Below are 23,859 nucleotides of genomic sequence, written 5' to 3'. Positions count from 1 at the left end.
GTGTTGCTTCGTGCCTCAGCGGCGCTTGCCGGAGGGGCGGTTCTTGCTGCGGCTGCGCGAGGCGGGCTGGTTCCGCTGCCCGCTGACAGCCCCGGCGGCCGCGGGGTGCGCGCCCTCCGCCTCTTCGTCGTCGTCCGCCTGGTCGGCGTCCTGCGGCTCGTCGGTAGCCGTCTCGGCCTTGCGGGCGTCGGCGGCACGCTTGGCGAGGACGCGCTTCTTGAGCGCCTTGATCTCCGGGTCGCGCTCCTTGAGGTCCGCGACCAGCGGGGTGGCGATGAAGATCGAGGAGTAAGCACCGGCCGCGAGGCCGACGAACAGCGACAGGGCGATGTCGTTGAGCATGCCCGCGCCGAGCAGGCCGCCACCGACGAACAGCAGCGCAGCGACCGGCAGCAAGGCCACGACCGTGGTGTTGATGGAACGCACCAGGGTCTGGTTGAGGCTGCGGTTGGCGAGCTCGCTGTACGTGAAGCGGTTCTGCTTGGTGATGTCCTTGGTGGTCTCCTTGAGACCGTCGAAGACGACGACGGTGTCGTAGAGGGAGTAACCGAGGACGGTCAGCAGACCGATGACGGTGCCGGGGCTGACCTCGAAGCCGACGATGGCGTACACGCCGACGGTGATCGTGAGGTCGTGGATGAGGGCGATCACCGCCGCGACGGCCTTGCGCCACTCGAAGGCGATCGCGAGGTAGATCGTCACCAGGATCATGAAGATCACCAGGCCCTCGATGGCCTTGTTGGAGATCTCCTGGCCCCAGCTCGGGCCGACAACCTGCTCGTTGATGTCCTGCGACTTCAGACCCAGATCCGTGGCGATCTTCGACTGGATCTGCGCGGCCTCAGCGGTGCCGACGTCGCTGATCTGGATACGGAGGCTGCCCGTGCCCAGCTTCTGCACGACGGCGGTGCTGGAGCCCGTGTCGCCGGCGATCTTGTTCTGGACCTCGCTGACCGACAGCGAGGACTTCGGCGTGGTGAAGACCGCGCCGCCGGAGAACTCGATGCTGAGCTTGAGTCCGTTCACCACGAGGCCGATGACCGCAACGAGGGTGATCAGGATCGAAACGCCGTACCAGAGCCGGCGCTTGCCCACGAAGTCGTAGGCGACCTCGCCCCGGTGCAGGCGGTGCCCGAGATTACCGAGCCGGGACATCAGGCCTCCTTGACTTCGGATCGTGCTGCCGGACGGCGGACGCGGCGCAGCGGGGGCTGGACCCCCAGCGCGCGCGGGTCGAGCCCGGACCAGGGGTGGCCGCTCGCGTAGAACTTCCTGCGAGCCAGGATCGTCATCAGCGGCTTGGTGAACAGGAACACCACGGCGACGTCGAGCAGCGTGGTCAGGCCGAGGGTGAAGGCGAAGCCCTGCACCTTGCTGACCGAGACGACGAACAGCACGGCCGCAGACAGGAAGGACACGAAGTCCGACACGAGGATCGTGCGCCGGGCGCGCGGCCAGCCACGGGCCACGGCGGGCTGCAGCGAGCGGCCCTCGCGCAGCTCGTCACGGATGCGTTCGAAGAACACGATGAAGGAGTCTGCGGTGATACCGATGGCCACGATGGCGCCGCAGACCGCCGGCAGGTTCAGCGCGAAGCCGATGGCCGGACCGAGCAGAGCCATGATCGTGTACGTCAGGGCCGCCGAGACCACGAGGCTGAGGACGGCGACAAAGCTCAGGCCGCGGTAGTACGCCAGCAGGTAGAGCACGACGAGAGCGAGACCCACCGCGCCGGCGATGAGGCCACCGTGCAACTGCTCACCGCCGACCGCCGGGGAGACGGTGGTGACGTCGGACTTGTCGAAGGTCAACGGCAGGGAGCCGTACGACAGGACGTTGGACAAGTCCTCGGCGCTCGTCTGGGTGAAGCTGCCGTAGATCTCGGCGCTGCCGCTGAGCGTGGTGGTCACCGAGGGGGCGGAGACGACCTCGTTGTCCAGCGTGATGGCGAACCGGTTGTTCGGGTCGGTCTGCTGGGACAGCTGCGAGGTGATCTTCGAGAAATCCTTGGAGCCGGTGCCGTCGAAGGACAGGGTGACGATCCAGCCGTTGCCCTGCTGGGTGTCATAGCCGGAGCTTGCCTTACTGACGTTCTTCCCGTCGACCGCGGAGACGCCGAGGATGTACTTCTCCGTGCCGTCCTGGCTGCACGCGACGATCTTGTCGGTCGGCTTGGCGTTCAGGTTGAGGTTCGCGCGCTCCTTGGCGTTGGAGCAGTCCAGCGCGGTGAACTTCGTTGCCAGGTCGTTCGGGATCGAGGTGTCCAGCGTGCCCGTGCTCGCGGTGGCGCTGGCGCTCGGCGAGGGGGAAGCCGGGGGCGTGGCGGAGGCGGAAGCGGAGGCCGTGGCCGAGGCCGCCTTCAGGCCGTCGGTGACGGCGCGGCCCTGCTTGGTGGAGCTCGCGGAGGGCGCGGCGGAGGCCGACGACGTGGACTTGGCGGACGGCGAGGCCGAAGCGGACGGCGAGGCCGAGCCCGAGGCACTGGCGGAGGGTGACGCCGAAGCGGAGGCCGAGGTGTTGGCCGCCATGGCGAGCACCGGCCGGAAGTAGAGCTGGGCGGTGGTGCCGACCTGCTCCTCGGCCTGCTTGGAGTTCGTGCCCTTGGGGATGTTGACGATGATGTTGTTGCTGCCCTGGGTCTGAACCTCGGCTTCCGAGACACCAAGACCATTGACCCGGCGGTTGATGATGTCCACCGCGGTGTTCATGTTGGTCTTGTTGATCGCATTGGGCTGGTTGCTCTTGGCCGTCAGCGTGATGCTCGTACCACCGGCGAGGTCGATGCCCAGCCGTGGCGTGGTGTGACCGGAGAGGAACATCCCCCCGGTCAGCGCCACCATGGCCAGCAGGATCGCTGCCAGAGCCCGCCCGGGGTACCCCTGACTCCCCGAGGACCTGCGGCCCTTCTTGGGTGCTGCCACCTTCTCGTTTCTCCCTGTCCAACCGCCCCTGAGCCTGCGCGCACGGCAGGGGCGGCAACGAAGTGTCGTGCGGACGTGAATCGGACCCAAGTGCTACTTGGAGTCGGTTCCGTCCGTCTTCGGGCCGTCCTCCGGGTGCTCGTCATCCGCGGACTTGCTGAGGTCGATGCGGTCGTCCCCCTCGGCCTCGGTCCCGGCCTCGGCCTCCGTCTCGTGAGGCTCGTCAGCCTCGCCGGCCTCGGCCGGCTCTATGCCATGCACGACGCGGTTGTACTCAGCCTGGTCCAGGACCGCGCCGATCGCGTTCTTGGCGAAGTGCGCGTGAACACCGTCCGCGAGCTGCAGGAGGACCGTGTCGTCGTGGACCTCCTTCACCACGGCGTACATACCGCCGATCGTGCGGACGCCGGTGCCCGGCTCCAGCTTGTTGCGCATGTCGGCGGCCTGGCGCTGCTTGTTCTTCGCGGACCGGGTCATGAGGAACATGGCGCCGAACATGACGACGATCAGGAAGAGAAACTGAATACTCACGGTCTGGACGATCCTTCACGCGGCCGCGGGTGAACCGGCCTGGTATACGGGGATGTGGGTGCCGCTCCGGTAGGAACGACGTCGGCGGAGTCTAAGCGCTGGCTCGCCGGTGGAACAACGCCCAGCATGGCACTGCGGTTCCGGCGACGGCGAGTCCCCCCGCCGTCAAGGGCCGAACAGCCCCTGTTGCCCGGGCCCTCCGCCCTGCTGGGGGGGTACAAGGCCCAGGTGCGACCAGGCCGCGGGGGTAGCGATCCGGCCACGGGGAGTGCGGGCGAGCAGTCCCTCGCGCACCAGGAAGGGCTCGGCCACCTCCTCCACCGTCTCGCGCTCCTCCCCCACCGCCACCGCCAGTGTCGACAACCCCACGGGCCCCCCGCCGAACAGCTTGAGCAGGGCGTGCAGCACCGCGCGGTCAAGCCGGTCCAGGCCGCGGGCATCCACCTCATAGATCTTGAGGGCCTGGGAGGCGATCTCCTGGGTGATGATGCCGTCGGCCTTGACCTGGGCGTAGTCCCGTACGCGGCGCAGCAGGCGGTTGGCGATACGGGGGGTGCCGCGGGAGCGGCCGGCGATCTCGGCGGCGCCGTCCGGCTGGATGTCGACGTCGAGGAGGCGGGCGGAGCGGTGGATGACGCGCTCCAGCTCGGCGGGAGCGTAGAACTCCATGTGCCCGGTGAATCCGAAGCGGTCCCGGAGCGGGGGCGGCAGCAGTCCGGCCCTGGTGGTGGCGCCGACCAGGGTGAACGGCGGAAGTTCGAGCGGGATGGCGGTGGCGCCGGGGCCCTTGCCGACGATGACGTCGACCCGGAAGTCCTCCATGGCCATGTAGAGCATCTCCTCGGCCGGCCGGGACATCCGGTGGATCTCGTCGAGAAAGAGCACCTCGCCCTCGGCGAGTGAGGACAGGATGGCGGCGAGGTCGCCGGCGTGCTGGATGGCGGGGCCGGACGTGATCCGGATGGGGGCGCCCATCTCGGCTGCGATGATCATGGAGAGGGTGGTCTTGCCGAGGCCGGGCGCGCCGGAGAGCAGGACGTGGTCGGCGGTGGCACCGCGCGCCCGGGCGGCCTTGAGGACGAGGTCGAGCTGTTCCCTGACCCGCTCCTGGCCGACGAACTCGCCCAGGTCCTTCGGCCGCAGGGCCGCATCGACGGCCTGGTCCTCGCCGTCGGCGGCTGCCGCCACGATGCGGTCGGTGTCGTCCCAGTTCACTTGGCTTTGCCTTACGGTCAGCGGGCGCGGTTCAGAGTCTGCAGGGCTGCCCGGAGCAGGGCGCCGACATTGGGCTCGGCGGCAGCCTCGGCCTGCGGGGTCACGGCGGCCACGGCGTCCTCGGCCTCACGGGGTGCGTAGCCGAGGCCGATAAGGGCGGCGTGCAGCTGCTCGGCCCACGACGCGGGGCCGGCGGCCGTCGCCGGGCGGGCGGCGGAGGGGCCGACGGGGGCGCCGAGCCGGTCCTTCAGCTCGATCAGCAGCTTCTGGGCACCCTTCTTGCCGATGCCGGGGACGGAGATGAGCGCTTTCTCGTCGCCGGTGGCCACGGCCATGCGAAGCCCGTCCGGGCTGTGGACGGCGAGCATCGCCTGCGCGAGCCGGGGGCCGACACCGCTGGCGGTCTGCAGCAGCTCGAAGACCTGCCGCTCGTCGTCGTCCGCGAAGCCGTAGAGGGTGAGCGAGTCCTCCCGTACGACCAGCGAGGTGGCGAGCTTCGCGGGCTCGCCGATCCGCAACGTGGCCAGTGTGTTCGGGGCGCACTGGACGGCCATGCCGATGCCGCCGACCTCGATGACGGCGGTGTCGGGGGCGAGGGCGGCGACGGGGCCGCTGACGAAGGCGATCACCTGCTGTGCTCCTTGATGATCTGCTGAAGGCGGTTGGTGGTGGTGCCGCGCCAGATGTGGCAGATGGCGAGGGCCAGCGCGTCGGCCGCGTCGGCCGGTTTGGGGGGCGCGTCGAGCCGGAGCAGCCGGGTCACCATGGCGCCGACCTGGGCCTTCTCGGCGCGGCCGCTGCCGGTGACAGCGGCCTTGACCTCGCTTGGGGTGTGCAGATGCACCGGCAGCCCGCGGCGCGCCGCGCACAGCATCGCCACGGCGCTGGCCTGGGCGGTGCCCATGACCGTCCGGACATTGTGCTGGCTGAACACCCGCTCCACGGCGACGGATTCGGGCCGGTACTCCTCCAGCCAGGCCTCTATGCCCTGCTCGATCAGGACCAGCCGCTCCCCGATCTGCGCGTCGGCCGGAGTCCGTACGACCCCGACTCCCGCCATTCGCAAGGGTCTTCCCGGCGCGCCGTCGACCACCCCGATGCCACACCGGGTCAACCCCGGGTCCACGCCGAGCACACGCACGGTCACCCCTTTTCTCGCCCTCGAATACATGTGTCCCCGCAGGCTATCGGGTGCCACCGACAATGACGGCAGGCCGGTTGAGGTGTGTCCCATCGGCCCACCCCGTGCCGCGCTACGCAGCAGCAACCTGCGGTTAGCCGCAAAAAGGGGCGGCGGGCCGGTGGGTATGTATCCCCACCGGCCCGCCGTTTCGGTCCTGCCGAGCGCGCGTCAGGCGTCGACCTTCTCCATGACCTCGTCGCTCACGTCGAAGTTGGCGAAGACGTTCTGCACGTCGTCGCTGTCCTCCAGCGCGTCGATCATCTTGAAGATCTTGCGCGCACCCTCCTCGTCGAGCTCCACCTGCATGGTGGGGAGGAAGTTGGCGTCGGCCGAGTCGTAGTCGATGCCCGCCTCCTGGAGCGCGGAGCGCACCGGGACCAGGTCGGTCGCCTCGCTGATCACCTCGTAGGACTCACCGAGGTCGTTGACCTCCTCCGCGCCCGCGTCGAGGACCGCGCCGAGCACGTCGTCCTCGGAGAGCTCGCCCTTGGGGACGATGACGACGCCCTTGCGGTTGAAGAGGTACGACACCGAGCCCGGGTCGGCCATCGAACCACCGTTGCGGGTCATGGCGACCCGGACGTCGGAGGCGGCGCGGTTGCGGTTGTCGGTGAGGCACTCGATGAGCACCGCGACACCGTTGGGGCCGTAGCCCTCGTACATGATCGTCTGGTAGTCGGCGCCGCCGGCCTCGAGGCCCGCACCGCGCTTGACCGCGCTGTCGATGTTCTTGTTCGGGACCGAGCTCTTCTTGGCCTTCTGGATGGCGTCGAAGAGGGTCGGGTTACCGTCCGGGTCGGCACCGCCGGTCCGGGCCGCGACCTCGATGTTCTTGATCAGCTTCGCGAAGAGCTTGCCGCGCTTGGCATCGATCACGGCCTTCTTGTGCTTCGTCGTAGCCCATTTAGAGTGGCCGGACATCCGCCGTCTCCTTCACGTCACCAATTGCTTAACGAACGGTTGCGATCCTACCGGGATCGCATCAGCGTGCGGCGCGCACCATGTCGGTGAACAGCCGGTGCACCCGGTGGTCGCCCGTCAGCTCCGGGTGGAAGGACGTGGCGAGCAGACAGCCCTGGCGTACGGCGACGACCGTACCGTCGTCGAGCCGGGCCAGGGTCTCGACCTCGCTGCCGGTGGACTCGACCCAGGGCGCGCGGATGAAGACACCCTCGACCGGACCGCCCTCGACGCCGGTGACCTCGACAGCCGCCTCGAAGGACTCGTTCTGCCGCCCGAAGGCGTTGCGGCGCACGATCATGTCGATGCCGCCGATGGTCTCCTGGTCGGCGCGGCCGTCCAGGATCTTGTCCGCCAGCATGATCATGCCTGCACAGGAGCCGTACGCGGGCATGCCGCCGCGTATGCGCTCCCGGAGCGGCTCCAGCAGGCCGAAGATCACCGCAAGCTTGGACATGGTGGTGGACTCGCCGCCGGGGATCACCAGGCCGTCGACCTCGGCCAGTTCCTCCGCGCGGCGCACCGGCTGCGCCTGCGCGCCGGCCCCGGCGAGGGCGGCGAGATGCTCGCGTACGTCGCCCTGGAGGGCGAGGACGCCGATGGTTGGGGGTGCCCCCGCCGAAGGCAGGGGGAGAGTGCTGCTGGACACGGGGTGCGGACCTCTCCGATGTGTTCTACGGCGGATGGGCAGGCCGTCGCGGCCTGCCCATCAATGGTGCGTCTGCCGGTGGTTACCAGCCGCGGTTGGCGTACCGCTCGGTCTCGGGCAGGGTGTCGCAGTTGATGCCGACCATGGCCTCGCCGAGGTTACGGGACGCGTCCGCGATGATCTTCGGGTCGTCGTAGAAGGTGGTGGCCTTCACGATCGCGGCGGCGCGCTTGGCCGGGTCGCCGGACTTGAAGATGCCGGAGCCGACGAAGACGCCCTCGGCGCCGAGCTGACGCATCAGCGCGGCGTCGGCGGGGGTGGCCACGCCACCGGCGGAGAACAGCACGACCGGGAGCTTGCCGAGCTCGGCGACCTCCTTGACGATCTCGTACGGGGCGCGCAGCTCCTTGGCGGCGGCGTACAGCTCGTTGTTGTCGTAGCCGCGGAGCCGGGCGATCTCGTTCTTGATCTGGCGGAGGTGGCGGACCGCCTCGACGACGTTGCCGGTGCCGGCCTCGCCCTTGGAGCGGATCATGGCGGCGCCCTCGGCGATGCGGCGCAGGGCCTCGCCCAGGTTGGTGGCACCGCAGACGAAGGGGGTGGTGAAGGCCCACTTGTCGCTGTGGTTGACCTCGTCGGCGGGGGTGAGTACCTCGGACTCGTCGATGTAGTCCACGCCGAGTGCCTGGAGGACCTGGGCCTCGACGAAGTGGCCGATGCGGGACTTGGCCATGACCGGGATCGAGACGGCGTCGATGATCTCTTCGATCATGTTCGGGTCCGACATGCGCGCCACGCCGCCGTCCTTGCGGATGTCGGCGGGGACCCGCTCCAGGGCCATGACGGCGACGGCGCCCGCGTCCTCGGCGATCTTCGCCTGTTCGGCGTTGACGACGTCCATGATCACGCCGCCCTTGAGCTGCTCGGCCATGCCGCGCTTGACGCGGGCGGTGCCGGTCTCGGGAGTCTGGGTGCTGCTGAAGGACGTGCTGGACACGGGGACCTCACTGGAAACTGAGTAGTGGCTCGCAGTCGCTACTGCTCCTGCACTCTCATCCTCGCCCTTACGAAGTGGACCGGAAAAGGGCCAATCCGTCGTCAGTGGCCTGAACCGTCCGCGGTGAGCAGGGCCGGCGGCTCGTCGTCCATCTCGAACGTCGCCGGCGACGGCGCATGCCCGGCGAGCCGGAACCAGCGGACCGCGAGGTGCCGGCGCAGGGCGCGGGCCGCGCGCACGGAGTCGTTGTGAAAGCGGCGCGCCATGGGCACCCGGCGCACGGCATGCGTCAACTCCCGCTCCGCCTCCGCCCCGCCTGGGGCCTCCCGTACGGCCTCCACCGCGTCCGGCTCCGCGAACACCGCCCGCAGCGCCTGGCTCAGCTCGCTCTCCGCCACCTCGCGCTGCTCGACCTCGGCCTGGCGCGCGGCGTGCGCGGCCTCGTACAGCACGATGCTCGCGGCCGGGTCCAGTACGCCTGCCGTCGCCAGCTCCTGCGCCACGGAGGCGCGGCGCAGCAGCTGCGCGTCCAGCGCGGCGCGGGCCGCGTCGATGCGGGCGTGCAGGCGGTCCAGGCGGCCGGCCGTCCAGCTCAGGTACAGGCCGACGGCGATGATCGCTACCGCGACCCAAATGATGGTGGTGGTCACGGGCGGCAAGGCTACCGCCGTGCGGTGGTGCGGCTTCGCCTGCGGCGGGCATTTCCCCCGCCCCGCCCCTTCCCGAAACCGGGCTCTCCCCCAAACCTTCGTTTGGGTGGGGGTCCTCCCCCAGCCTGGCGGCTGGGTGGGGGTCCTCCCCCTGGCTTCGCCGGGGGCACCCCCACCGGCCGAAGGCTGGGGGAGAGTGCCCCCGGCGAAGCCAGGGGGAAGGCTGGTGGGGGTCCCCCCGGACGGAGTCTGGGGGAGAGTGCCCCCAGGTCCTCAAACGCCGGACGGGCTGATTTTGCCCACCGGGTTGGGCCAGCCCTTCCCGCCTCAGGCGAGCGGGCGGCGGCGTCGGAAATCAGTCGCGGGCCAGGCCGAACCGCGCGCGGAGGCTGATGCGTTCGTCCTCGGCGACGTGGGCGGCGCCGGCGGTGACGGTCTCGTAGACGGAGAGGATGTCCGCGGCAACGGTGGACCAGTCGAAGCGGCGGACGTGGCGGCTGCCGAGCTCGCGGAGTTCGGAGAGGCGGGCGGGGTCGGCGAGGAGGCGGAGGGCGGAGGTGGCGAGGGCGTCGGCGTCCTCGACGGGGAAGAGGTCGCCTGCGGAGCCGCCGTCGAGGACCTGGCGGAAGGCGTCGAGGTCGCTGGCGAGGACGGCCGCGCCGGCGGACATGGCCTCGACGAGGATGATGCCGAAGGATTCGCCGCCGGTGTTGGGGGCGACATAGAGGTCGACGCTGCGCAGGAGGCGGGCCTTGTCGTGGTCGCTGACCATGCCGAGGAACTGGACGCGGTCGCGCATGGCTGCGGGGAGGTCCTCGACGGCCTCGTCCTCGTCACCGCGGCCGGCGACGAGGAGCCGGACGCCGGGCCGCCCGGCGAGGATCTTCGGCAGGGCGCGCATCAGCGTGGGCAGGCCCTTGCGGGGCTCGTCGATGCGGCCGATGAAGCCGATCGTGTCACCCTGCCAGTCCGGGTTGGGCTCGGCGTCGGCGAAGAAGCCGATGTCGACGCCGTTCGGGATGACGACGGCGTCGCCGCCCAGGTGCTCGACGAGCGTGCGGCGGGCGTACTCGCTCACGGCGATGCGGGCGCTGATCTTCTCCAGGGCGGGCTGGAGGATCGGGTACGCGGCGATCATGGCCCGGGAGCGGGGGTTGGAGGTGTGGAAGGTCGCGACGATGGGCCCCTGGGCCGCCCAGCAGGCCAGCAGGCCGAGCGAGGGCGACATGGGCTCGTGGATGTGGATGACCTCGAAGGCACCCTCGTGCAGCCAGCGGCGGACCCGGGCGGCGGACAGGAAGCCGAAGTTGAGGCGGGCGACCGAGCCGTTGTACGGGACGGGGACGGCGCGGCCGGCGGAGACGACGTAGGGCGGCAGCGGGGTCTCGTCGTCGGCTGGGGCGAGGACGGAGACCTCGTGGCCGAGCTTGATCAGATGCTCGGCGAGGTCGCGGACGTGGAACTGGACGCCACCTGGGACGTCCCACGAGTACGGGCAGACGATCCCGATCCTCAAGGCTTCTCCGTTCCGGAGCGATCAGAGTCGAGGTCGGCGAGCCAGAGCCGCTGGAGCATGTGCCAGTCCTCGGGGTGCTCGGCGATGCGCGCGGCGAAGACGTCGGCCAGGGCCTGGGTCATGACGGAGGTCTTCTCCGTACGGGAGCCGTGCTCGGGCACCTCGATGGGCGCGTGGACCTGGCCCCGCATGACGGGCGAGTCGTCGTACCAGAGGGTGACCGGCAGCAGCAGGGCGCCGGTCTGCTGGGCCAGCAGGGCGGAGCCGGCCGGCATGCGGGTGGCGGAGCCGAAGAAGTCGACCTCGACACCGGAGGAGGACAGGTCGCGGTCGGCGACCAGGCACACCAGGCCGCCGGCCCGCAGGCGCCGGGCGAGGGTGCCGAAGGCCTCGCCGCCGTTGTGCGGCAGGACCTCCATGCCGAGGCTCTCGCGGTAGGCGACGAAGCGGTCGTAGAGGGTCTCGGGCTTGAGGCGCTCGGCGACGGTGGTGAAGGGGGTTTCCAGCTTGGTGGTGACCCAGGCGCCGGCCAGGTCCCAGTTGCCCATGTGCGGGAGGGCGAGTATGACTCCGCGGCCGCTGGCGAGGCCGTCGGTGAGGTAGTGGATGTCCTTGGGTTCGAAGCCGTCGCGGACCCGTTCCTGGCTCCAGGCCGGGAGCCGGAAGGACTCCATCCAGTAGCGCAGGTACGAGCGCATGCCGGCCCGGGACAGCTCGCGCAGCCGCTCCTCGTCGACGTCCGGCACGATCCGGCGCAGGTTCGACTCCAGCCGGGCCACGCCCTTGCCGCGCCGCCGCCAGGCCAGGTCGGCGATGTCCCGCCCGAGGCGGTTCGCCACCGGCTCCGGGAGGCGCTTGACGGCGCCCCAGCCGGCTCCGTACAGGGCATCGGTCAGCCGCTCCTTCACGCCGCCCCGCTCCCTTCCGGCTTCCGGGCCGCCGCCGCGTCGGCCTCGAAGGCCTCGCGGCGTACGGTGACGACGCGCTGGCCGAGGGTGACCAGGCTGCCGACGGCCACGATCCACAGGGCGATGGGCAGCAGGTACTGGATGCCGGGGACGCCGAACTTGTGCAACCCGGACAGACCGCAGGCGACCAGCGAGATGACCAGCCGCTCGGCGCGCTCGACCAGGCCGTTGACGTTGACCGGCAGGCCGATACTCTCGCCGCGCGCCTTGGTGTACGACACGACCTGGCCGCTGGCCAGGCAGAAGATGGTCACCGCGCACAGGACGAGGTCGTTGCCACCGCCCGCGTACCAGAGTGCCAGGCCGCCGAAGATCGCGGCGTCGGCGACCCGGTCGAGGGTGGAGTCGAGGAAGGCGCCCCAGCGGCTCGAGACGCCGGCCTGGCGGGCCATGTTGCCGTCCACCAGGTCGGAGAAGACGAACAGGGTGATCACCACCGTGCCCCAGAAGAACTCGCCCCTGGGGTAGAAGACCAGCGCGCCCGCCATCACGCCGCCGGTGCCGATCAGGGTCACGGCGTCGGGGCTCACGCCCAGGCGCAGCAGAAATGCGGCGAACGGCGTGAGAACACGCGTGAAGAAAGCACGCGCGTACTTGTTCAGCATGGCCTTCCCGGAGGTCGGTGGATTGCTGCGGCGGCCCCGTCGGCCACCGGCTGGCCCATCGTAGCCAGCCGCGCTGCGCCAAATGCGTGCGGCTGCCGCCCTTCCGGTATTTCCCCGCGCACGTACGACGTATGGACGCACCGTGACGGGCGTGGGAAGGTCGAATTACCGCGGGCGTCGAAGAGGCCGCCCTGAGCGGTCTCCCGTGGCGTCCCGAGAAGTGCCCGTACGAGCGCGAGCTCGTGCGCGACCGGGAGGCGAGGCACACATGGGCGACAGGAACCAGACAAATACAGGAGCCGCCGGAAGGGCACCGGCGGCCGGCCAGGCCCGACGGCCCGACGACATTCGGAACGTGGTGCTGGTCGGCCACAGCGGTTCGGGAAAAACAACACTGGTCGAGGCCCTGGCCCTGGCCACCGGTGCGGTGAACCGCGCCGGGCATGTGGCCGACGGGACCACGGTCTCCGACCACGACGAGATCGAACACCGCCAGCAACGCTCGGTACAGCTGTCACTCGTACCCTTGGAGTGGGGCGGTATCAAGGTCAATATCCTCGACACTCCCGGATACGCCGACTTCGTCGGGGAACTCAGAGCCGGTCTGCGGGCAGCGGACGCGGCCCTTTTCGTCGTCTCGGCGGCGGAGGGCCCGGAGACGCTGTCCGGGGCGACCCGCATGGTGTGGGACGAGTGCGCGGCGGTCGGCATGCCGCGCGCGGTCGTCATCACACACCTGGAGTCGGCGCGGGCCGACTTCGACGACATGACGGAGGCCTGCCGCGAGGTCCTCGGCGGCGACTCCCCGGAGACCGTGCTCCCGCTCTACGTGCCGCTGCACGGCGAGGAGAGCCCGGACGGCCATGCGCCGGTCACCGGACTGACCGGGCTGCTGACCCGGCGGGTCTTCGACTACTCCTCCGGCGAGCGCGCCGAGAGCGACCCGGACGCCGACCAGCTGGCGCGGATCGACGAGGCCCGTAACCGGCTCATCGAGGGGATCATCGCCGAGAGCGAGGACGAGACCCTCATGGAGCGCTACCTCGGCGGTGAGGAGCTGGACCTCAAGACCCTCATCCAGGACCTCGAACGGGCCGTGGCGAGGGGCTCGTTCCACCCGGTGCTCGCCGCCGCCCCGGCCGCCGAGGGCTGCAAGCAGGGCATCGGAACCGTGGAGCTGCTGGAGCTGATCACCGGTGGCTTCCCGACCCCCCTGGAGCGCGAGGTGCCGCCCGTCACCACCCCGCAGGGCAAGCCGCGCGCGTCGCTGACCTGCGACCCGGACGGGCCGCTCGCGGCGGAGGTGGTCAAGACCTCCTCCGACCCGTACGTCGGCCGGATCAGCCTGGTGCGGGTGTTCTCCGGCACGCTGCGGCCGGACGAGACGGTGCATGTGTCCGGGCACGGCCTGGAGGACCGGGGTCACGAGGACCACGACGTCGACGAGCGGATCGGCGCGCTGTCCTCGCCCTTCGGCAAGCAGCAGCGCAACGTGCCGCACGCGATCGCCGGCGACCTGGTCTGCGTCGCCAAACTCAGCCGCGCCGAGACCGGCGACACGCTGTCCGCCAAGGACGACCCGCTGCTGATGGAGCCCTGGGTGATGCCCGAGCCGTTGTTGCCGGTCGCCATCGAGGCGCACAGCAAGGCGGACGAGGACAAGCTGTCGGTCGGCCTGTCCCGGCTGGTCGCCGAGGACCCGACCATGCGGCTGGAGCAGAACCCCGACACGCGCCAGGTGGTGCTGTGGTGCCTGGGCGAGGCCCATGTCGACGTGGCCCTGGAGCGGCTGCGCAGCCGTTACGGGGTCCAGGTCGACGGCGTGCCGCACAAGGTGTCGCTCCGGGAGACCTTCGGCGACCGGACCGCGGCGCGCGGCCGGCACGTCAAGCAGTCCGGCGGCCACGGCCAGTACGCCATCTGCGAGATCGAGGTCGAGCCGTTGCCGGTCGGCTCGGGCATCGAGTTCGTCGACAAGGTCGTCGGCGGCGCGGTGCCCCGGCAGTTCATCCCCTCGGTGGAGAAGGGTATCCGCACCCAGGCCGCCCGGGGGGTCGCGCTCGGCTTCCCGGTGGTCGACATCCGGGTCACCCTCACCGACGGCAAGGCGCACTCGGTGGACTCCTCCGACGCCGCCTTCCAGACGGCGGGCGCGCTCGCCCTGCGGGAGGCGGCGACCGAGGCCCGTATCCACCTCCTCGAACCGGTCGACGAGATCAAGGTGCTGGTCTCCGACGAGTACGTGGGCCCAGTGATGAGCGATCTGTCCGGGCGCCGGGGCCGGGTCCTGGGCACCGAGCCCGCCGGGCCGGGACGCACGCTCGTACGGGCCGAGGTGCCGGAGATCGAGATCAGCCGCTACGCCGTGGACCTGCGGTCGCTGTCCCACGGCACCGGGCGCTACAGCCGCGAGTACACCCGGCACGAGCCGATGCCGCCGCAGCTCGCGACGAAGCTGCTCCAGCAGGAGGCGGCCGGCAAGTAGCGGGTGGGCGCGTTCCGTTGGTGGCCCGGCGCGTGAACAGGCCTGATGCGCCGGTCCGCTGACGCGCCGCGTCCGGCGCATATACGCTGTGTGGGCAGATCAGAAGGTGTGCCTGGTCCGCCGACGGGGAATGGGCCGGGCGGGCAACTCGCCTGTCGGCGTGCATGGATGGGGGCGGTAGTGGCTGGTCTCTCAGGGTTCGCCAGTTCGGAGTTCGACTTTCTGAGCCCCGGGGCGCAGGTCCCGCTCACCGGCACCGACGGGCAGACCGCCGCGACACAGGCGCTCGCGTCGGCCGCGTACCGCGACGAGAGGGACCACACGGTCGAGAAGTTCGTCGCGCTGGACGCGGACAAACCGGAGGCCGACCGGATACCGGCCACGCCCACCGAGTTCAAGAAGGGCAAGCTCTCCCTCCTGGAACCACGGCTCGGAGAGGCCTTCGCCCGCGCGGTCCAGGTACGGATGCTGGGCGGCGACCGCAAAGAGCTCATCCAGTCCTTCGGCGCCGAGCCCCAGACCGTCGTCGAGCACTGCCTCGCCGCCAACCGCATACGCCAGGAACGCGACTCCAGACTCACCCTGGTGACCGCCCTCTTCGGGCTGCTCTTCCTGCCCGGCGTCCTCATCTGGTTCGGGGCCTTCCAACTGCGCAGCACCATCGAGAAGGCCCGCGAGAAGAGCGGCGAGAAGGGCACGACCGCCGGGGTGCTCGGCGGGATCGTGCTGCTGGTCGTCGGTTTCCTCGCGGTGCTGTTCGTGGTCAACCCGCCGCTGAGCGGCTTCTGGCAGCAGTATCTGCGGGTGATGATGCTCGCCCCGGTGCTGGGCTGGTACTGGGCGAAGCGGATCTGCGAGCGTACGGCCCTGGACCTGCGGGACCGCTGGGCGGGCCTGGTGTCGGGCTCCGGCGTCGGCGCCAAGATCCCCGAGGCGGTGCCCCGCAACCCCAACGAGACCCGGGCCGAGCAGCTGCGGCAGAACCTGGCCAAGCTCTCCCAGGAGCAGCAGAGCAACATCGTCTTCTACGCCGGGCCCAAGGGACTCCTCGGGATGGGCGCCCGCTGGGCCACCTGGAGCCTGGCCGAGGAGCTGGTGCCGCGCGCCGGCATCGCCGAGATCCACGGCTTCCGCAGCTGGGACGTGATCAAGGCGATCCACGGCCGGCTGCGCGAGCTGGAGCGCGGCCCGCTGCACACCGGCGGGTTCTCGAAGCTGTCGATACGGCACTGGGTCGTCGGCGCGATAGGCCCCGGGGCGAAGAAGGTCGCCCGGCCGACCGGCGCCGAGATCGAGGGCTTCACCGTCAAGGACTTCGAGATCCAGCGGATCTGCAACGAGCAGCAGATCGGTGCGGGCAACCGCCACTACCTGGGCGTCCAGCTCATCCTCAACGGCGGCCAGTTGGTGATCACCTTCATGGTCACCGTCACCGTCCTGGCGAGCACCCTGCGGGTGGAAGTGACCGGGCACGCGCTGGGTCCGGTGCACTCCCTGTTCACCACCGCGCCGGAGCCCTCCGAGAAGGAGGTCGCCAAGTCCATCAGGTTCTGGGAGACCAAGAAGGTCCCGCTACCGCTACTCAAGAGCGACGACGTCGTACGGCTCGCCGCCCGCGCCCCGCTCACCTGGTATCCGCCGCTGCTGGACTTCCTCGGCGGCAAGCTGGTCCTCCCCGAGCCCTTCGGGCTGCGCCACACCTGGGCCGACAAGCCCTGGAAGCACCGCTTCATGGCCGACGACGCGCTGCGCGCCGCCACGCCCGTGCTGCGCGCGGTGCACAGCGCCGCTATCCAGGTGCTGGAGGACCACGGCGTCGACACCGAGAAGTTCACCGGCCGCTCGACGCTGCTCAGCAACCTCGTCCAGGGCGCCGACCCGATCCGGGCCGACGTCTACGACGCGTAAGGCACTCTGCGTCTTCAGCTCGCCGGCCAGGCGTCGGCGAGCATCTCGCGGGTGTCCGCGAGCAGCTGCGGCAGCACCTTGGTGTGGGCGGTGACCGGCATGAAGTTCGTGTCCCCGCCCCACCGGGGCACGACATGCTGGTGCAGGTGAGCGGCGATCCCGGCGCCGGCCACCGTGCCCTGGTTCATGCCGATGTTGAACCCGTGCGCCCCGGACGCAGCCCGCAGCGCGGTCATCGCCCGCTTGGTGAACTCCGCGAGCTCGACGGTCTCCGCCTGGTCCAGGTCCGTGTAGTCGGCGACATGGCGGTACGGGACCACCATCAGGTGGCCGCCGTTGTACGGGTAGAGGTTCAGCACCGCGTACACCGTCTCCCCGCGCGCTATGACCAGGCCGTCCTCGTCGCTCTTGGCCGGGATCGCGCAGAACGGGCAGCCGTCTTCGGCGCCCGGGCCGGTGGGCTTGTTCTCGCCCTGGATGTACGCCATCCGGTGGGGCGTCCACAGGCGCTGAAACGCGTCCTGAGTCCCCACGCCGATCTGCTGCTCCGGCTCACTCGTCATGCGGGCCAGCATATGACTTCCGGCGGACGATGAAGGGCCCCGGGGTTGCTCCCCCGGGGCCCTTCATCATGCCCTTACGGCGCTCAGACCTGCACGCGGTCCTCGACGGCCTTGGCGATCTCGGTGAGAGCGTCCTCGACCGGGATTCCGTTCTTCTGCGAGCCGTCGCGGTAGCGGAAGGAGACCGCGCCGTTGGCGATGTCCTCGTCTCCGGCGATCACCATGTACGGGACCTTGCTCTTCTGCGCGTTGCGGATCTTCTTCTGCATACGGTCCGAGGAGGCGTCGACCTCGAAGCGCAGCCCCTTCGCCTTGGCCTTGGCGGCGAACTCCTGCAGGTACGGCACGTGCGCGTCGCCGATCGGGATGCCGACCGCCTGCACCGGGGCCAGCCACGCCGGGAAGGCACCCGCGTAGTGCTCCAGGAGGACCGCGAAGAACCGCTCGATGGAGCCGAACAGGGCGCGGTGGATCATGACCGGGCGCTGCTTGGTGCCGTCGGAGGCGGTGTACTCGAGGTCGAAGCGGTCGGGCAGGTTGAAGTCGACCTGGATGGTCGACATCTGCCAGGTGCGGCCGATGGCGTCCTTGGTCTGGACGGAGATCTTCGGGCCGTAGAAGGCGGCGCCGCCCGGGTCCATGACCAGATCGAGGCCCTGCTTCTCGGCGGCCTTGCGGAGGGTCTCGGTCGCCTCTTCCCAGTTCTCGTCCGAGCCGATGAACTTCTCCGGGTCCTTGGTGGACAGCTCGAGGTAGAAGTCCTCCAGGCCGTAGTCGCGCAGCAGGTTCAGCACGAAGGTGAGGAGGCCGTCGAGCTCCTCGGCCATCTGCTCCTTGGTGCAGTAGATGTGCGCGTCGTCCTGGGTGAAGCCGCGGGCGCGGGTCAGGCCGTGCACGACGCCCGACTTCTCGTACCGGTAGACGGTGCCGAACTCGAAGAGCCGCAGGGGCAGTTCACGGTAGGACCGGCCCCGGGCGTCGAAGATCAGGTTGTGCATGGGGCAGTTCATGGGCTTGAGGTAGTAGTCCACGCCCTCGTCGAGCTGCATGGGCGGGTACATGCCGTCGGCGTACCAGTCCAGGTGGCCGGACTTCTCGAAGAGCTTCCCCTTGGTGGCGTGCGGGGTGTAGACGAACTCGTACCCCGCCTCCTCGTGGCGCTTGCGCGAGTAGTCCTCCATGGTGCGGCGGATGATGCCGCCACGCGGGTGGAAGACGGCCAGGCCTGAGCCGATGTCCTCCGGGATGGAGAACAGGTCCAGCTCGGAGCCCAGCTTGCGGTGGTCGCGCTTCTCGGCCTCGGCGAGGAAGTCCAGGTGGGCCTTGAGCTCGTCCTTGGACGGCCACGCGGTGCCGTAGATGCGCTGCAGCATCGGGTTCTTCTCGCTGCCGCGCCAGTAGGCGGCGGCGTTGCGCATCAGCTTGAAGGCCGGGATGTTGCGGGTGGTGGGCAGGTGGGGACCCCGGCAGAGGTCCTTCCAGCACAGCTCGCCCGTCTTCGGGTCGAGGTTGTCGTAGATGGTCAGCTCGCCCGCGCCGACCTCGGCGGAGGCGCCTTCGGCGGCATCGCCGGCGGAGCCCTTGAGACCGATCAGCTCCAGCTTGTACGGCTCGGAAGCGAGCTCCTCGCGGGCGTCCTCGTCGGTGACGACGCGGCGGAAGAAGCGCTGGCCGCGCTTGATGATCTCCTGCATCTTCTTCTCGATGCTCTTGAGGTCATCGGGGTGGAAGGGCTTCTCGACGTCGAAGTCGTAGTAGAAGCCGTCCTTGACCGGCGGGCCGATGCCGAGCTTGGCCTGCGGGAAGAGCTCCTGCACGGCCTGGGCCATCACATGCGCGGTGGAGTGGCGCAGGATGTTGAGGCCGTCCTCGCTGCTGATCAGGACGGGCTCGACCTCGTCGCCGTCCGCGACCTGGTACGCGAGGTCCTTCAGCTGACCGCCGACGCGGACGGCGACGATGCTGCGGTCGCCGCCGAACAGCTCCCCGGCAGTCGTCCCCGGCGTGACCACCCGCTCTTCCCGCTCATCGGAATCGCGTTTGATGATCACACGGACGTCTGACACCGGTTCTCTCCTGACGTATGTCCCACTGGCTCCGCAGCTGATGCTGCACCGGTGAATCGTACCGAGCCGGGCCCGTGCACCGCGAAGCGATAAGCGGTGGCACTGATGCGGACGGGACACCAGTACCGCTCAGAGGTACCTGAGAAGTTCCTGTGCCAGGCTGGCCGCGCTCTCTGCCCTGGCAGGCCCGCTGCCCGGGCATGATCCCCCCCAAATCATCGTGGAGAAGGACTCTTGAGTCTCACCGTCATCAATGGACTTCCTGCGCACGTGCTGTTCGTGCACTTCGTGATCGTGTTCGTGCCTCTGCTCGCGCTGGCGCTCGTCGTCTGCGCGGCCTGGCCCAGAAGTGCCCGGAAACTCGGCGTGCTGCTGCCGGTTCTGGGGTTTGTGACCCTCGCGAGCGTCCCCCTGGCCACCCACGCCGGCGAATGGCTGGAGTCCCACACCGGCACCGACCCGCTGATCCAGAAGCACGCCGAGCTGGGCGACGGCATGCTGCCCTGGGCTGTCGGTCTCTTCCTGCTGTCGGCCCTCGTGTGCTGGGCGACCCGCCGGGCGGCTGCCACCGAGGGCGGTCAGACGCGGACCTGGGTCACCTCGTCGCTGGTCAGGTACGCCGTGCTGGGCGCCTGCCTCGTGGTCTCGGTGGGCGCGGTAATCGACGTGTACCGGATCGGGGACTCGGGCGCGAAGGCCGCATGGCATGACAACTACTCCCAGAGCGCTGTGCAGCACGGCTGACCCCCGGGCGAGGACGCGTGCGACGGCTTCAGCCGCCGCACGCGTCCTCGAAGGTCTCGATTCCTCCCTGGAGGGATTTGAGCAGGCGGTCGCGCTCGGCCTCGTCGACATGGACGGGCGTCACCGCGCTGGGCTGGATGATGCGGCGGAAACCGCTGCGGGCTTCGAGGCGGCCGGTGACGCGGACGGGCAGACCGACCAGGTGGGCGTGGGCGGCGATGCGGTACGCGTCCTGGTCGAGGCGGACACGGACCTGGCGGACGTCGGCCCCGGCCAGGACCCGCAGCCGGATGGTGCCACCGCCGGAGGGGCGGGGACGGCGCAGCCGGACGACGGTGCCGGTGACATTGACGTGTACGGAGGGCTCCTCGCTCACGTAACGGACACTGGCGGCCTCCAGGGCCGGGAGGTCGCCAGGCGAGAACTCGACGGGCTCCGGCCGCGCCGCGAAGCCCGCCGGTGGGCCGGAGGCAGGCGACCAGGCGAGGGCCACGGCCACACCCTCGGCGCCTCGCACCAGCCGGACCAGAGACTCGGTGAGTTCATGGCAGACGCCGAGGCCCACGGCGGAGTCGAAGGCCTCCATGCCACCGGTGGTGCGCTGGTAGTCCACCGCGTCCCGGGTGGCCTGCAACGCGCGTAGCAGGGTCGTGACGACCGCCCGGCCGTCGGGGGCGGGCACGTACGCGGTGAGCAGGTGGCCGCCGGGCGAGGGCCCGACGAGGACCTGCTCCAGGAACGCCGTGGCGAAACGCCCGTGCCGCTCGCCGAAGTAGCCGGCGGGGCCGCGCTCGGCGCGGGCGGCGGCCATGAGCATGGCGCGGGCGGCCGAGCGCAGCTGCCCGGCAGCGGGCCAGGGCACGGCGTCGGCGACCCGGGGCATGTCGCGGATCCAGCGGATCTCGTCCCCGGGCACGGACAGGGCGGTGAGCACCTCGCGGGCCGAGGGCGCGCCGCTGCGGGCCAGCGCGGTCAGGGCCTCGCCGAGGAGGTCGGCGTAGTCCGCGTGCCGGCCGTTGTTCTGGGACGCGGGCACCAGGAGGCTGGTGCCGGCGTCCCCGGGTGGGGTCCAGCGGGTGTAGCGGCCGTGGGCGTCGCCGCGCCGCTGCCAGCCGTGCCGGGCGAGCAGCGTGGTGAGGACGGCGGGGTCGACTCTTTCGGGGTCGGGCAGCTCGAAGTCCTCGGCAGAGCGGTCCAGCCGGTCCATCATGGCCTCCCTCCCGCCCCGACCCGCGTCATGATCTCGCAGAGGGCGCGGTCGTCGAAGATCCGCGCGGTGGGTATCCGCACGGTGGTCCTGCGCCGGCCGGTCACCGGGTGGCCGGCCAGGTTGATCCAGTAGCAGCAGTGCCGCAGCTCCAGGCGGTCGTGGCTGGCTCGCAGCCACTCCTCCGGCGTACGCGGCACGAGCATCACTACCAGGATCTTGTGCACCGACACCGGGGTGCGAGCCAGCTTCACCAGGTGCTCGTTGTCGAGCGTGAAGGCGAAGGTGGGGCCCGCGGGGTGCGGGGCGACCTGGTACGTGCACTTGAGCTGGACCTTTATGGTGACCTCGTCATCGACCGCGTGGCCCGCGCCACGGGCGCTGTGGCTGATGTGCCAGTCGATGCCGTAGTCGGGGAAGGGCTGGGCGAGCGAGCAACCCGCCGCGGCAGCGACCGCGTGCAGATAACCCACCTGCAGGGTCTCCATGCAGCTGGTGGTGGCGAGCGCCCCGCGCAGCGGTGCGGTCCGCTCGGGCAGCAGCCCACCCGATTCGGGCTGCGCGATCGCCATCGCTCTCCGTGCCCTTCCGACCGTCATTCGTCGGTCCTGCTGGTCTTCCCCCGTCTCCTGTATTCATCCCCACCAGCGACGTTTGGGAAACAGTTACGGTTCAGTGACGGCCTGTCACGGGTAGGTACTGTGAAGGGCGGTGGTCGCGCCGACCGCCCGGCGCTTTCTAACCCTTCCTCAATTCCCTTCGCTCGTACGGGAGTACGTCATGCCGCAGCCGCGCTGGTACGACGGACCGCTCGCTGCCTTCGACACCGAGACCACCGGCGTGGACGTGGAGGCCGACCGCATCGTCTCCGCCGCCCTGGTGCTCCAGGGCTCCCCCGGCAGCCAATTCCACGCCAGGAACTGGCTGGTGAACCCCGGCATTCCCGTCCTGGACGGCGCACGCGCCGTACACGGCCTGACCGACGACCACTTGCGGCGCTTCGGCAGCCGGCCGGGGCCCGTCGTCGAGGAGTTGGCCCGGGCGCTGGCCCGGCAGTCGGCTGCCGGGGTGCCTCTGGTCGTGATGAACGCGCCCTTCGATCTCACACTGCTGGACCGCGAATTGCGCCGCCACCGGGGCACCGAGCTGGCCCGCTACATGGCGCATACGCCGCTCTGCGTCCTCGACCCACGCGTCCTCGACAAGTACCTCGACCGCTACCGCAAGGGCCGCCGCACCCTCACCGACCTCTGTGCTCACTACGGCGTGCCGCTCACCGACGCCCACGACGCCGCCGCCGACGCGGCCGCCTCCCTGCACCTGGTCCGCGAAGTGGGGCGCCGCTTCGAGGCGCGCATAGGCGACATGGCGCCCGGCGAGCTCCACGCCCGCCAGGCCGTCTGGCACGCCGGCCAGGCCCGCGGCCTCCAGGCCTGGTTCTCCCGCAACGGCACCGGCGAGCGCGTGGACCCGGCATGGCCGCTCCGCCCCGAGCCGCTGCCCCGAGCGGTGCCGGCCGAGCCGGCGGCGTGAGCGCGTACGCGTACGCCAATGCAGAGGGGCCGGTCCGTCGGTGACGGACCGGCCCCTCTGTAATGGTGGGCGATACTGGGATCGAACCAGTGACCCCTTCGGTGTGAACGAAGTGCTCTCCCGCTGAGCTAATCGCCCGGGACGACCAGAACAATACAGGGCACGTGACTCCTCCCCTCGTAAACAAGGGGGCTTCTCACTCGACTCCAAGGAGTTTCATGACGGCCAAGTCCTGACCGCTGCCGAGGCAGATGCGAAGCATACTACGCCGCTTCACGGCTCCGGCACTCAGGATGCGTTTCCCGCCCGGCCTGAAGGCCGGGATTCCCACGCAAGGAGAGAGATGGCAGTGCGTTCAAACGGCATTCGGGGCGGTGGCGAGGCGGGCGCGGAGGCCGCGGCGGCCCTGGCGCATCATCAGGGCGTGGTTGGCGCGGAAGAGGGGGCGGCAGGGGAGGGCGAGGCGGCGCATCAGGGGCTTGTTGACGACCACGTCCTCCTCGAAAACGAGGTGTGTGCCGGCGCCGCCGTCGGCGCCGTTCTGGAGCATCGTCCAGCGGACCCAGCCTTCCAGGTCGCCGTACATGGCCACTTCGAGGACCCGGGCCTGCGGGTCCTGGCGGATGGCGTGGGCAGTGACGAAGAGGTCGTACGGCAGCGCCGAGCGGAAGCGCAGCGTGCCGGTGGTCTCCCCGGTGCGGCGGACCTCGCGCACCTGGGGCCACCAGGTGGGGTATTCGTCGGGGCGTTCCAGAACGCGGTAGACGGCGTCGGGGCCGGCCTCGACGTCCCACGAACTGCGGAAGCGATAGTGGCACCAGTCCATGGGGCAAGTGTGCGTACTCAGGGCGGATCTGAGTAGCGCACCCCATGCGGCGTGTTGTGGGCCGCAGCACACTCCGGGCATGGACACAACGCAGCCACCGCCGCCGCCCGAGCGCTGCCCCGCCTGCGGCTGGTACCTGCCGGGTACGGGGCCGCCGGCGTTCGCGGTGTGCCCACGCTGCGCGCTGCCGCTCGCGGGTGAGCTGGTGGCCGAGGTTCGCGGGATCGACACCGCGCTGGCCGGGCTGGACGCCGAGCGCGGGCGGCTGCTCGTGCGGCGGGCGCAGCTGCTGGCGGCGGCGCGGCCGGTGCCGGTCCCGATGCCGGTGGCCA

The 23,859-nt window shown here is 70.3% G+C and carries 23 protein-coding genes and 1 tRNA gene; 5 read left to right on the top strand and 19 right to left on the bottom strand.

Going from position 1 to position 23,859, the window contains the following annotated elements; genetic code table 11:
* Positions 1-15: 15 nt before the first annotated feature.
* The 13 genes from secF to pgsA form a co-directional block, all read right to left on the bottom strand.
* On the bottom strand, positions 16-1,155 hold the full coding sequence (secF, locus tag EFK10_RS25610; RefSeq protein WP_127358024.1) for a protein translocase subunit SecF: 1,140 nt from the start codon (positions 1,153-1,155) through the stop codon (positions 16-18).
* The gene (gene secD, locus EFK10_RS25605) at positions 1,155-2,921 is read right to left on the bottom strand and encodes a protein translocase subunit SecD (protein WP_127358023.1); all 1,767 of its coding nucleotides are present in this window, start codon (positions 2,919-2,921) and stop codon (positions 1,155-1,157) included. Before secD ends, secF begins: the two co-directional genes overlap by 1 nt.
* A gap of 93 nt (positions 2,922-3,014) precedes the next feature.
* Entirely contained in the window at positions 3,015-3,419 is a 405-nt protein-coding gene (gene yajC, locus EFK10_RS25600) for a preprotein translocase subunit YajC (protein WP_127358065.1), read from the bottom strand.
* A 198-nt stretch (positions 3,420-3,617) separates the two neighbouring features.
* The gene (gene ruvB, locus EFK10_RS25595) at positions 3,618-4,667 is read right to left on the bottom strand and encodes a Holliday junction branch migration DNA helicase RuvB (protein WP_127358022.1); all 1,050 of its coding nucleotides are present in this window, start codon (positions 4,665-4,667) and stop codon (positions 3,618-3,620) included.
* 17 nt (positions 4,668-4,684) lie between these two features.
* Positions 4,685-5,296, bottom strand: a complete 612-nt coding sequence (gene ruvA, locus EFK10_RS25590) for a Holliday junction branch migration protein RuvA (protein ID WP_127358021.1) — start codon at positions 5,294-5,296, stop codon at positions 4,685-4,687.
* On the bottom strand, positions 5,293-5,808 hold the full coding sequence (gene ruvC / locus EFK10_RS25585; RefSeq protein ID WP_127358020.1) for a crossover junction endodeoxyribonuclease RuvC: 516 nt from the start codon (positions 5,806-5,808) through the stop codon (positions 5,293-5,295). The genes ruvA and ruvC overlap by 4 nt, the downstream gene beginning before the upstream one ends.
* A gap of 210 nt (positions 5,809-6,018) precedes the next feature.
* Positions 6,019-6,771 (bottom strand): YebC/PmpR family DNA-binding transcriptional regulator, encoded by a 753-nt coding sequence (locus EFK10_RS25580; protein ID WP_127358019.1) that lies wholly within the window; start codon positions 6,769-6,771, stop codon positions 6,019-6,021.
* Between the two features lie 61 nt (positions 6,772-6,832).
* Complete coding sequence (gene pdxT, locus EFK10_RS25575; protein WP_127358018.1) at positions 6,833-7,459, bottom strand: pyridoxal 5'-phosphate synthase glutaminase subunit PdxT; 627 nt, start codon at positions 7,457-7,459, stop codon at positions 6,833-6,835.
* An 82-nt stretch (positions 7,460-7,541) separates the two neighbouring features.
* Complete coding sequence (gene pdxS / locus EFK10_RS25570; protein ID WP_127358017.1) at positions 7,542-8,456, bottom strand: pyridoxal 5'-phosphate synthase lyase subunit PdxS; 915 nt, start codon at positions 8,454-8,456, stop codon at positions 7,542-7,544.
* 101 nt (positions 8,457-8,557) lie between these two features.
* Entirely contained in the window at positions 8,558-9,115 is a 558-nt protein-coding gene (locus EFK10_RS25565) for a LemA family protein (RefSeq protein ID WP_127358016.1), read from the bottom strand.
* A 346-nt stretch (positions 9,116-9,461) separates the two neighbouring features.
* Positions 9,462-10,622 (bottom strand): glycosyltransferase family 4 protein, encoded by a 1,161-nt coding sequence (locus tag EFK10_RS25560; protein ID WP_127358015.1) that lies wholly within the window; start codon positions 10,620-10,622, stop codon positions 9,462-9,464.
* Complete coding sequence (locus tag EFK10_RS25555) at positions 10,619-11,530, bottom strand: phosphatidylinositol mannoside acyltransferase (RefSeq protein ID WP_127358014.1); 912 nt, start codon at positions 11,528-11,530, stop codon at positions 10,619-10,621. Before EFK10_RS25555 ends, EFK10_RS25560 begins: the two co-directional genes overlap by 4 nt.
* Positions 11,527-12,195 carry a phosphatidylinositol phosphate synthase gene (gene pgsA, locus EFK10_RS25550; RefSeq protein ID WP_127358013.1) on the bottom strand — a complete coding sequence of 223 codons (669 nt, stop codon included), beginning with the start codon at positions 12,193-12,195 and terminating at the stop codon, positions 11,527-11,529. The genes EFK10_RS25555 and pgsA overlap by 4 nt, the downstream gene beginning before the upstream one ends.
* 268 nt (positions 12,196-12,463) lie before the next feature.
* Here pgsA and EFK10_RS25545 point away from each other — a divergent pair, with 268 nt between their 5' ends.
* Entirely contained in the window at positions 12,464-14,680 is a 2,217-nt protein-coding gene (locus EFK10_RS25545) for an elongation factor G-like protein EF-G2 (RefSeq protein WP_127358012.1), read from the top strand.
* 168 nt (positions 14,681-14,848) lie between these two features.
* Positions 14,849-16,588 (top strand): hypothetical protein, encoded by a 1,740-nt coding sequence (locus tag EFK10_RS25540; protein ID WP_127358011.1) that lies wholly within the window; start codon positions 14,849-14,851, stop codon positions 16,586-16,588.
* A gap of 14 nt (positions 16,589-16,602) precedes the next feature.
* Here EFK10_RS25540 and EFK10_RS25535 read toward each other — a convergent pair whose 3' ends face one another.
* A complete protein-coding gene (locus tag EFK10_RS25535; RefSeq protein ID WP_127358010.1) occupies positions 16,603-17,163 on the bottom strand; it encodes an HIT family protein in 561 nt (186 codons plus the stop codon).
* 71 nt (positions 17,164-17,234) lie between these two features.
* Positions 17,235-19,217 (bottom strand): threonine--tRNA ligase, encoded by a 1,983-nt coding sequence (gene thrS / locus EFK10_RS25530; protein WP_127358009.1) that lies wholly within the window; start codon positions 19,215-19,217, stop codon positions 17,235-17,237.
* Positions 19,218-19,451: 234 nt separating this feature from the next.
* Between thrS and EFK10_RS25525 the strand changes: the two genes are divergently transcribed.
* Entirely contained in the window at positions 19,452-19,961 is a 510-nt protein-coding gene (locus tag EFK10_RS25525) for a DUF2231 domain-containing protein (protein WP_127358008.1), read from the top strand.
* A 28-nt stretch (positions 19,962-19,989) separates the two neighbouring features.
* On the opposite strand, the gene EFK10_RS25520 is transcribed toward EFK10_RS25525, so the two are convergent.
* Together EFK10_RS25520 and EFK10_RS25515 are read right to left on the bottom strand one after the other, a co-directional pair.
* A complete protein-coding gene (locus EFK10_RS25520; protein WP_240677458.1) occupies positions 19,990-21,171 on the bottom strand; it encodes a hypothetical protein in 1,182 nt (393 codons plus the stop codon).
* The gene (locus tag EFK10_RS25515) at positions 21,168-21,740 is read right to left on the bottom strand and encodes a DUF4365 domain-containing protein (RefSeq protein ID WP_127358007.1); all 573 of its coding nucleotides are present in this window, start codon (positions 21,738-21,740) and stop codon (positions 21,168-21,170) included. The genes EFK10_RS25520 and EFK10_RS25515 overlap by 4 nt, the downstream gene beginning before the upstream one ends.
* 208 nt (positions 21,741-21,948) lie before the next feature.
* Between EFK10_RS25515 and EFK10_RS25510 the strand changes: the two genes are divergently transcribed.
* Positions 21,949-22,701, top strand: a complete 753-nt coding sequence (locus tag EFK10_RS25510; protein ID WP_127358006.1) for an exonuclease domain-containing protein — start codon at positions 21,949-21,951, stop codon at positions 22,699-22,701.
* 63 nt (positions 22,702-22,764) lie between these two features.
* Here the strand turns inward: EFK10_RS25510 and EFK10_RS25505 are convergent.
* Positions 22,765-22,839 (bottom strand) — tRNA-Val (locus EFK10_RS25505).
* A 217-nt stretch (positions 22,840-23,056) separates the two neighbouring features.
* Complete coding sequence (locus EFK10_RS25500) at positions 23,057-23,527, bottom strand: SRPBCC family protein (protein WP_127358005.1); 471 nt, start codon at positions 23,525-23,527, stop codon at positions 23,057-23,059.
* Between the two features lie 79 nt (positions 23,528-23,606).
* On the opposite strand from EFK10_RS25500, the gene EFK10_RS47765 reads away from it, so the two are divergent.
* The coding region (locus EFK10_RS47765) for a hypothetical protein (RefSeq protein ID WP_206305583.1) at positions 23,607-23,859 on the top strand (253 nt) is incomplete at its 3' end.

This window comes from Streptomyces soli, from assembly GCF_003999195.1.
GTDB lineage: Bacteria > Actinomycetota > Actinomycetes > Streptomycetales > Streptomycetaceae > Actinacidiphila > Actinacidiphila soli.
Note: the sequence above shows the minus strand (reverse complement) of the source record. Positions and strands in the feature narration are given on the sequence as shown.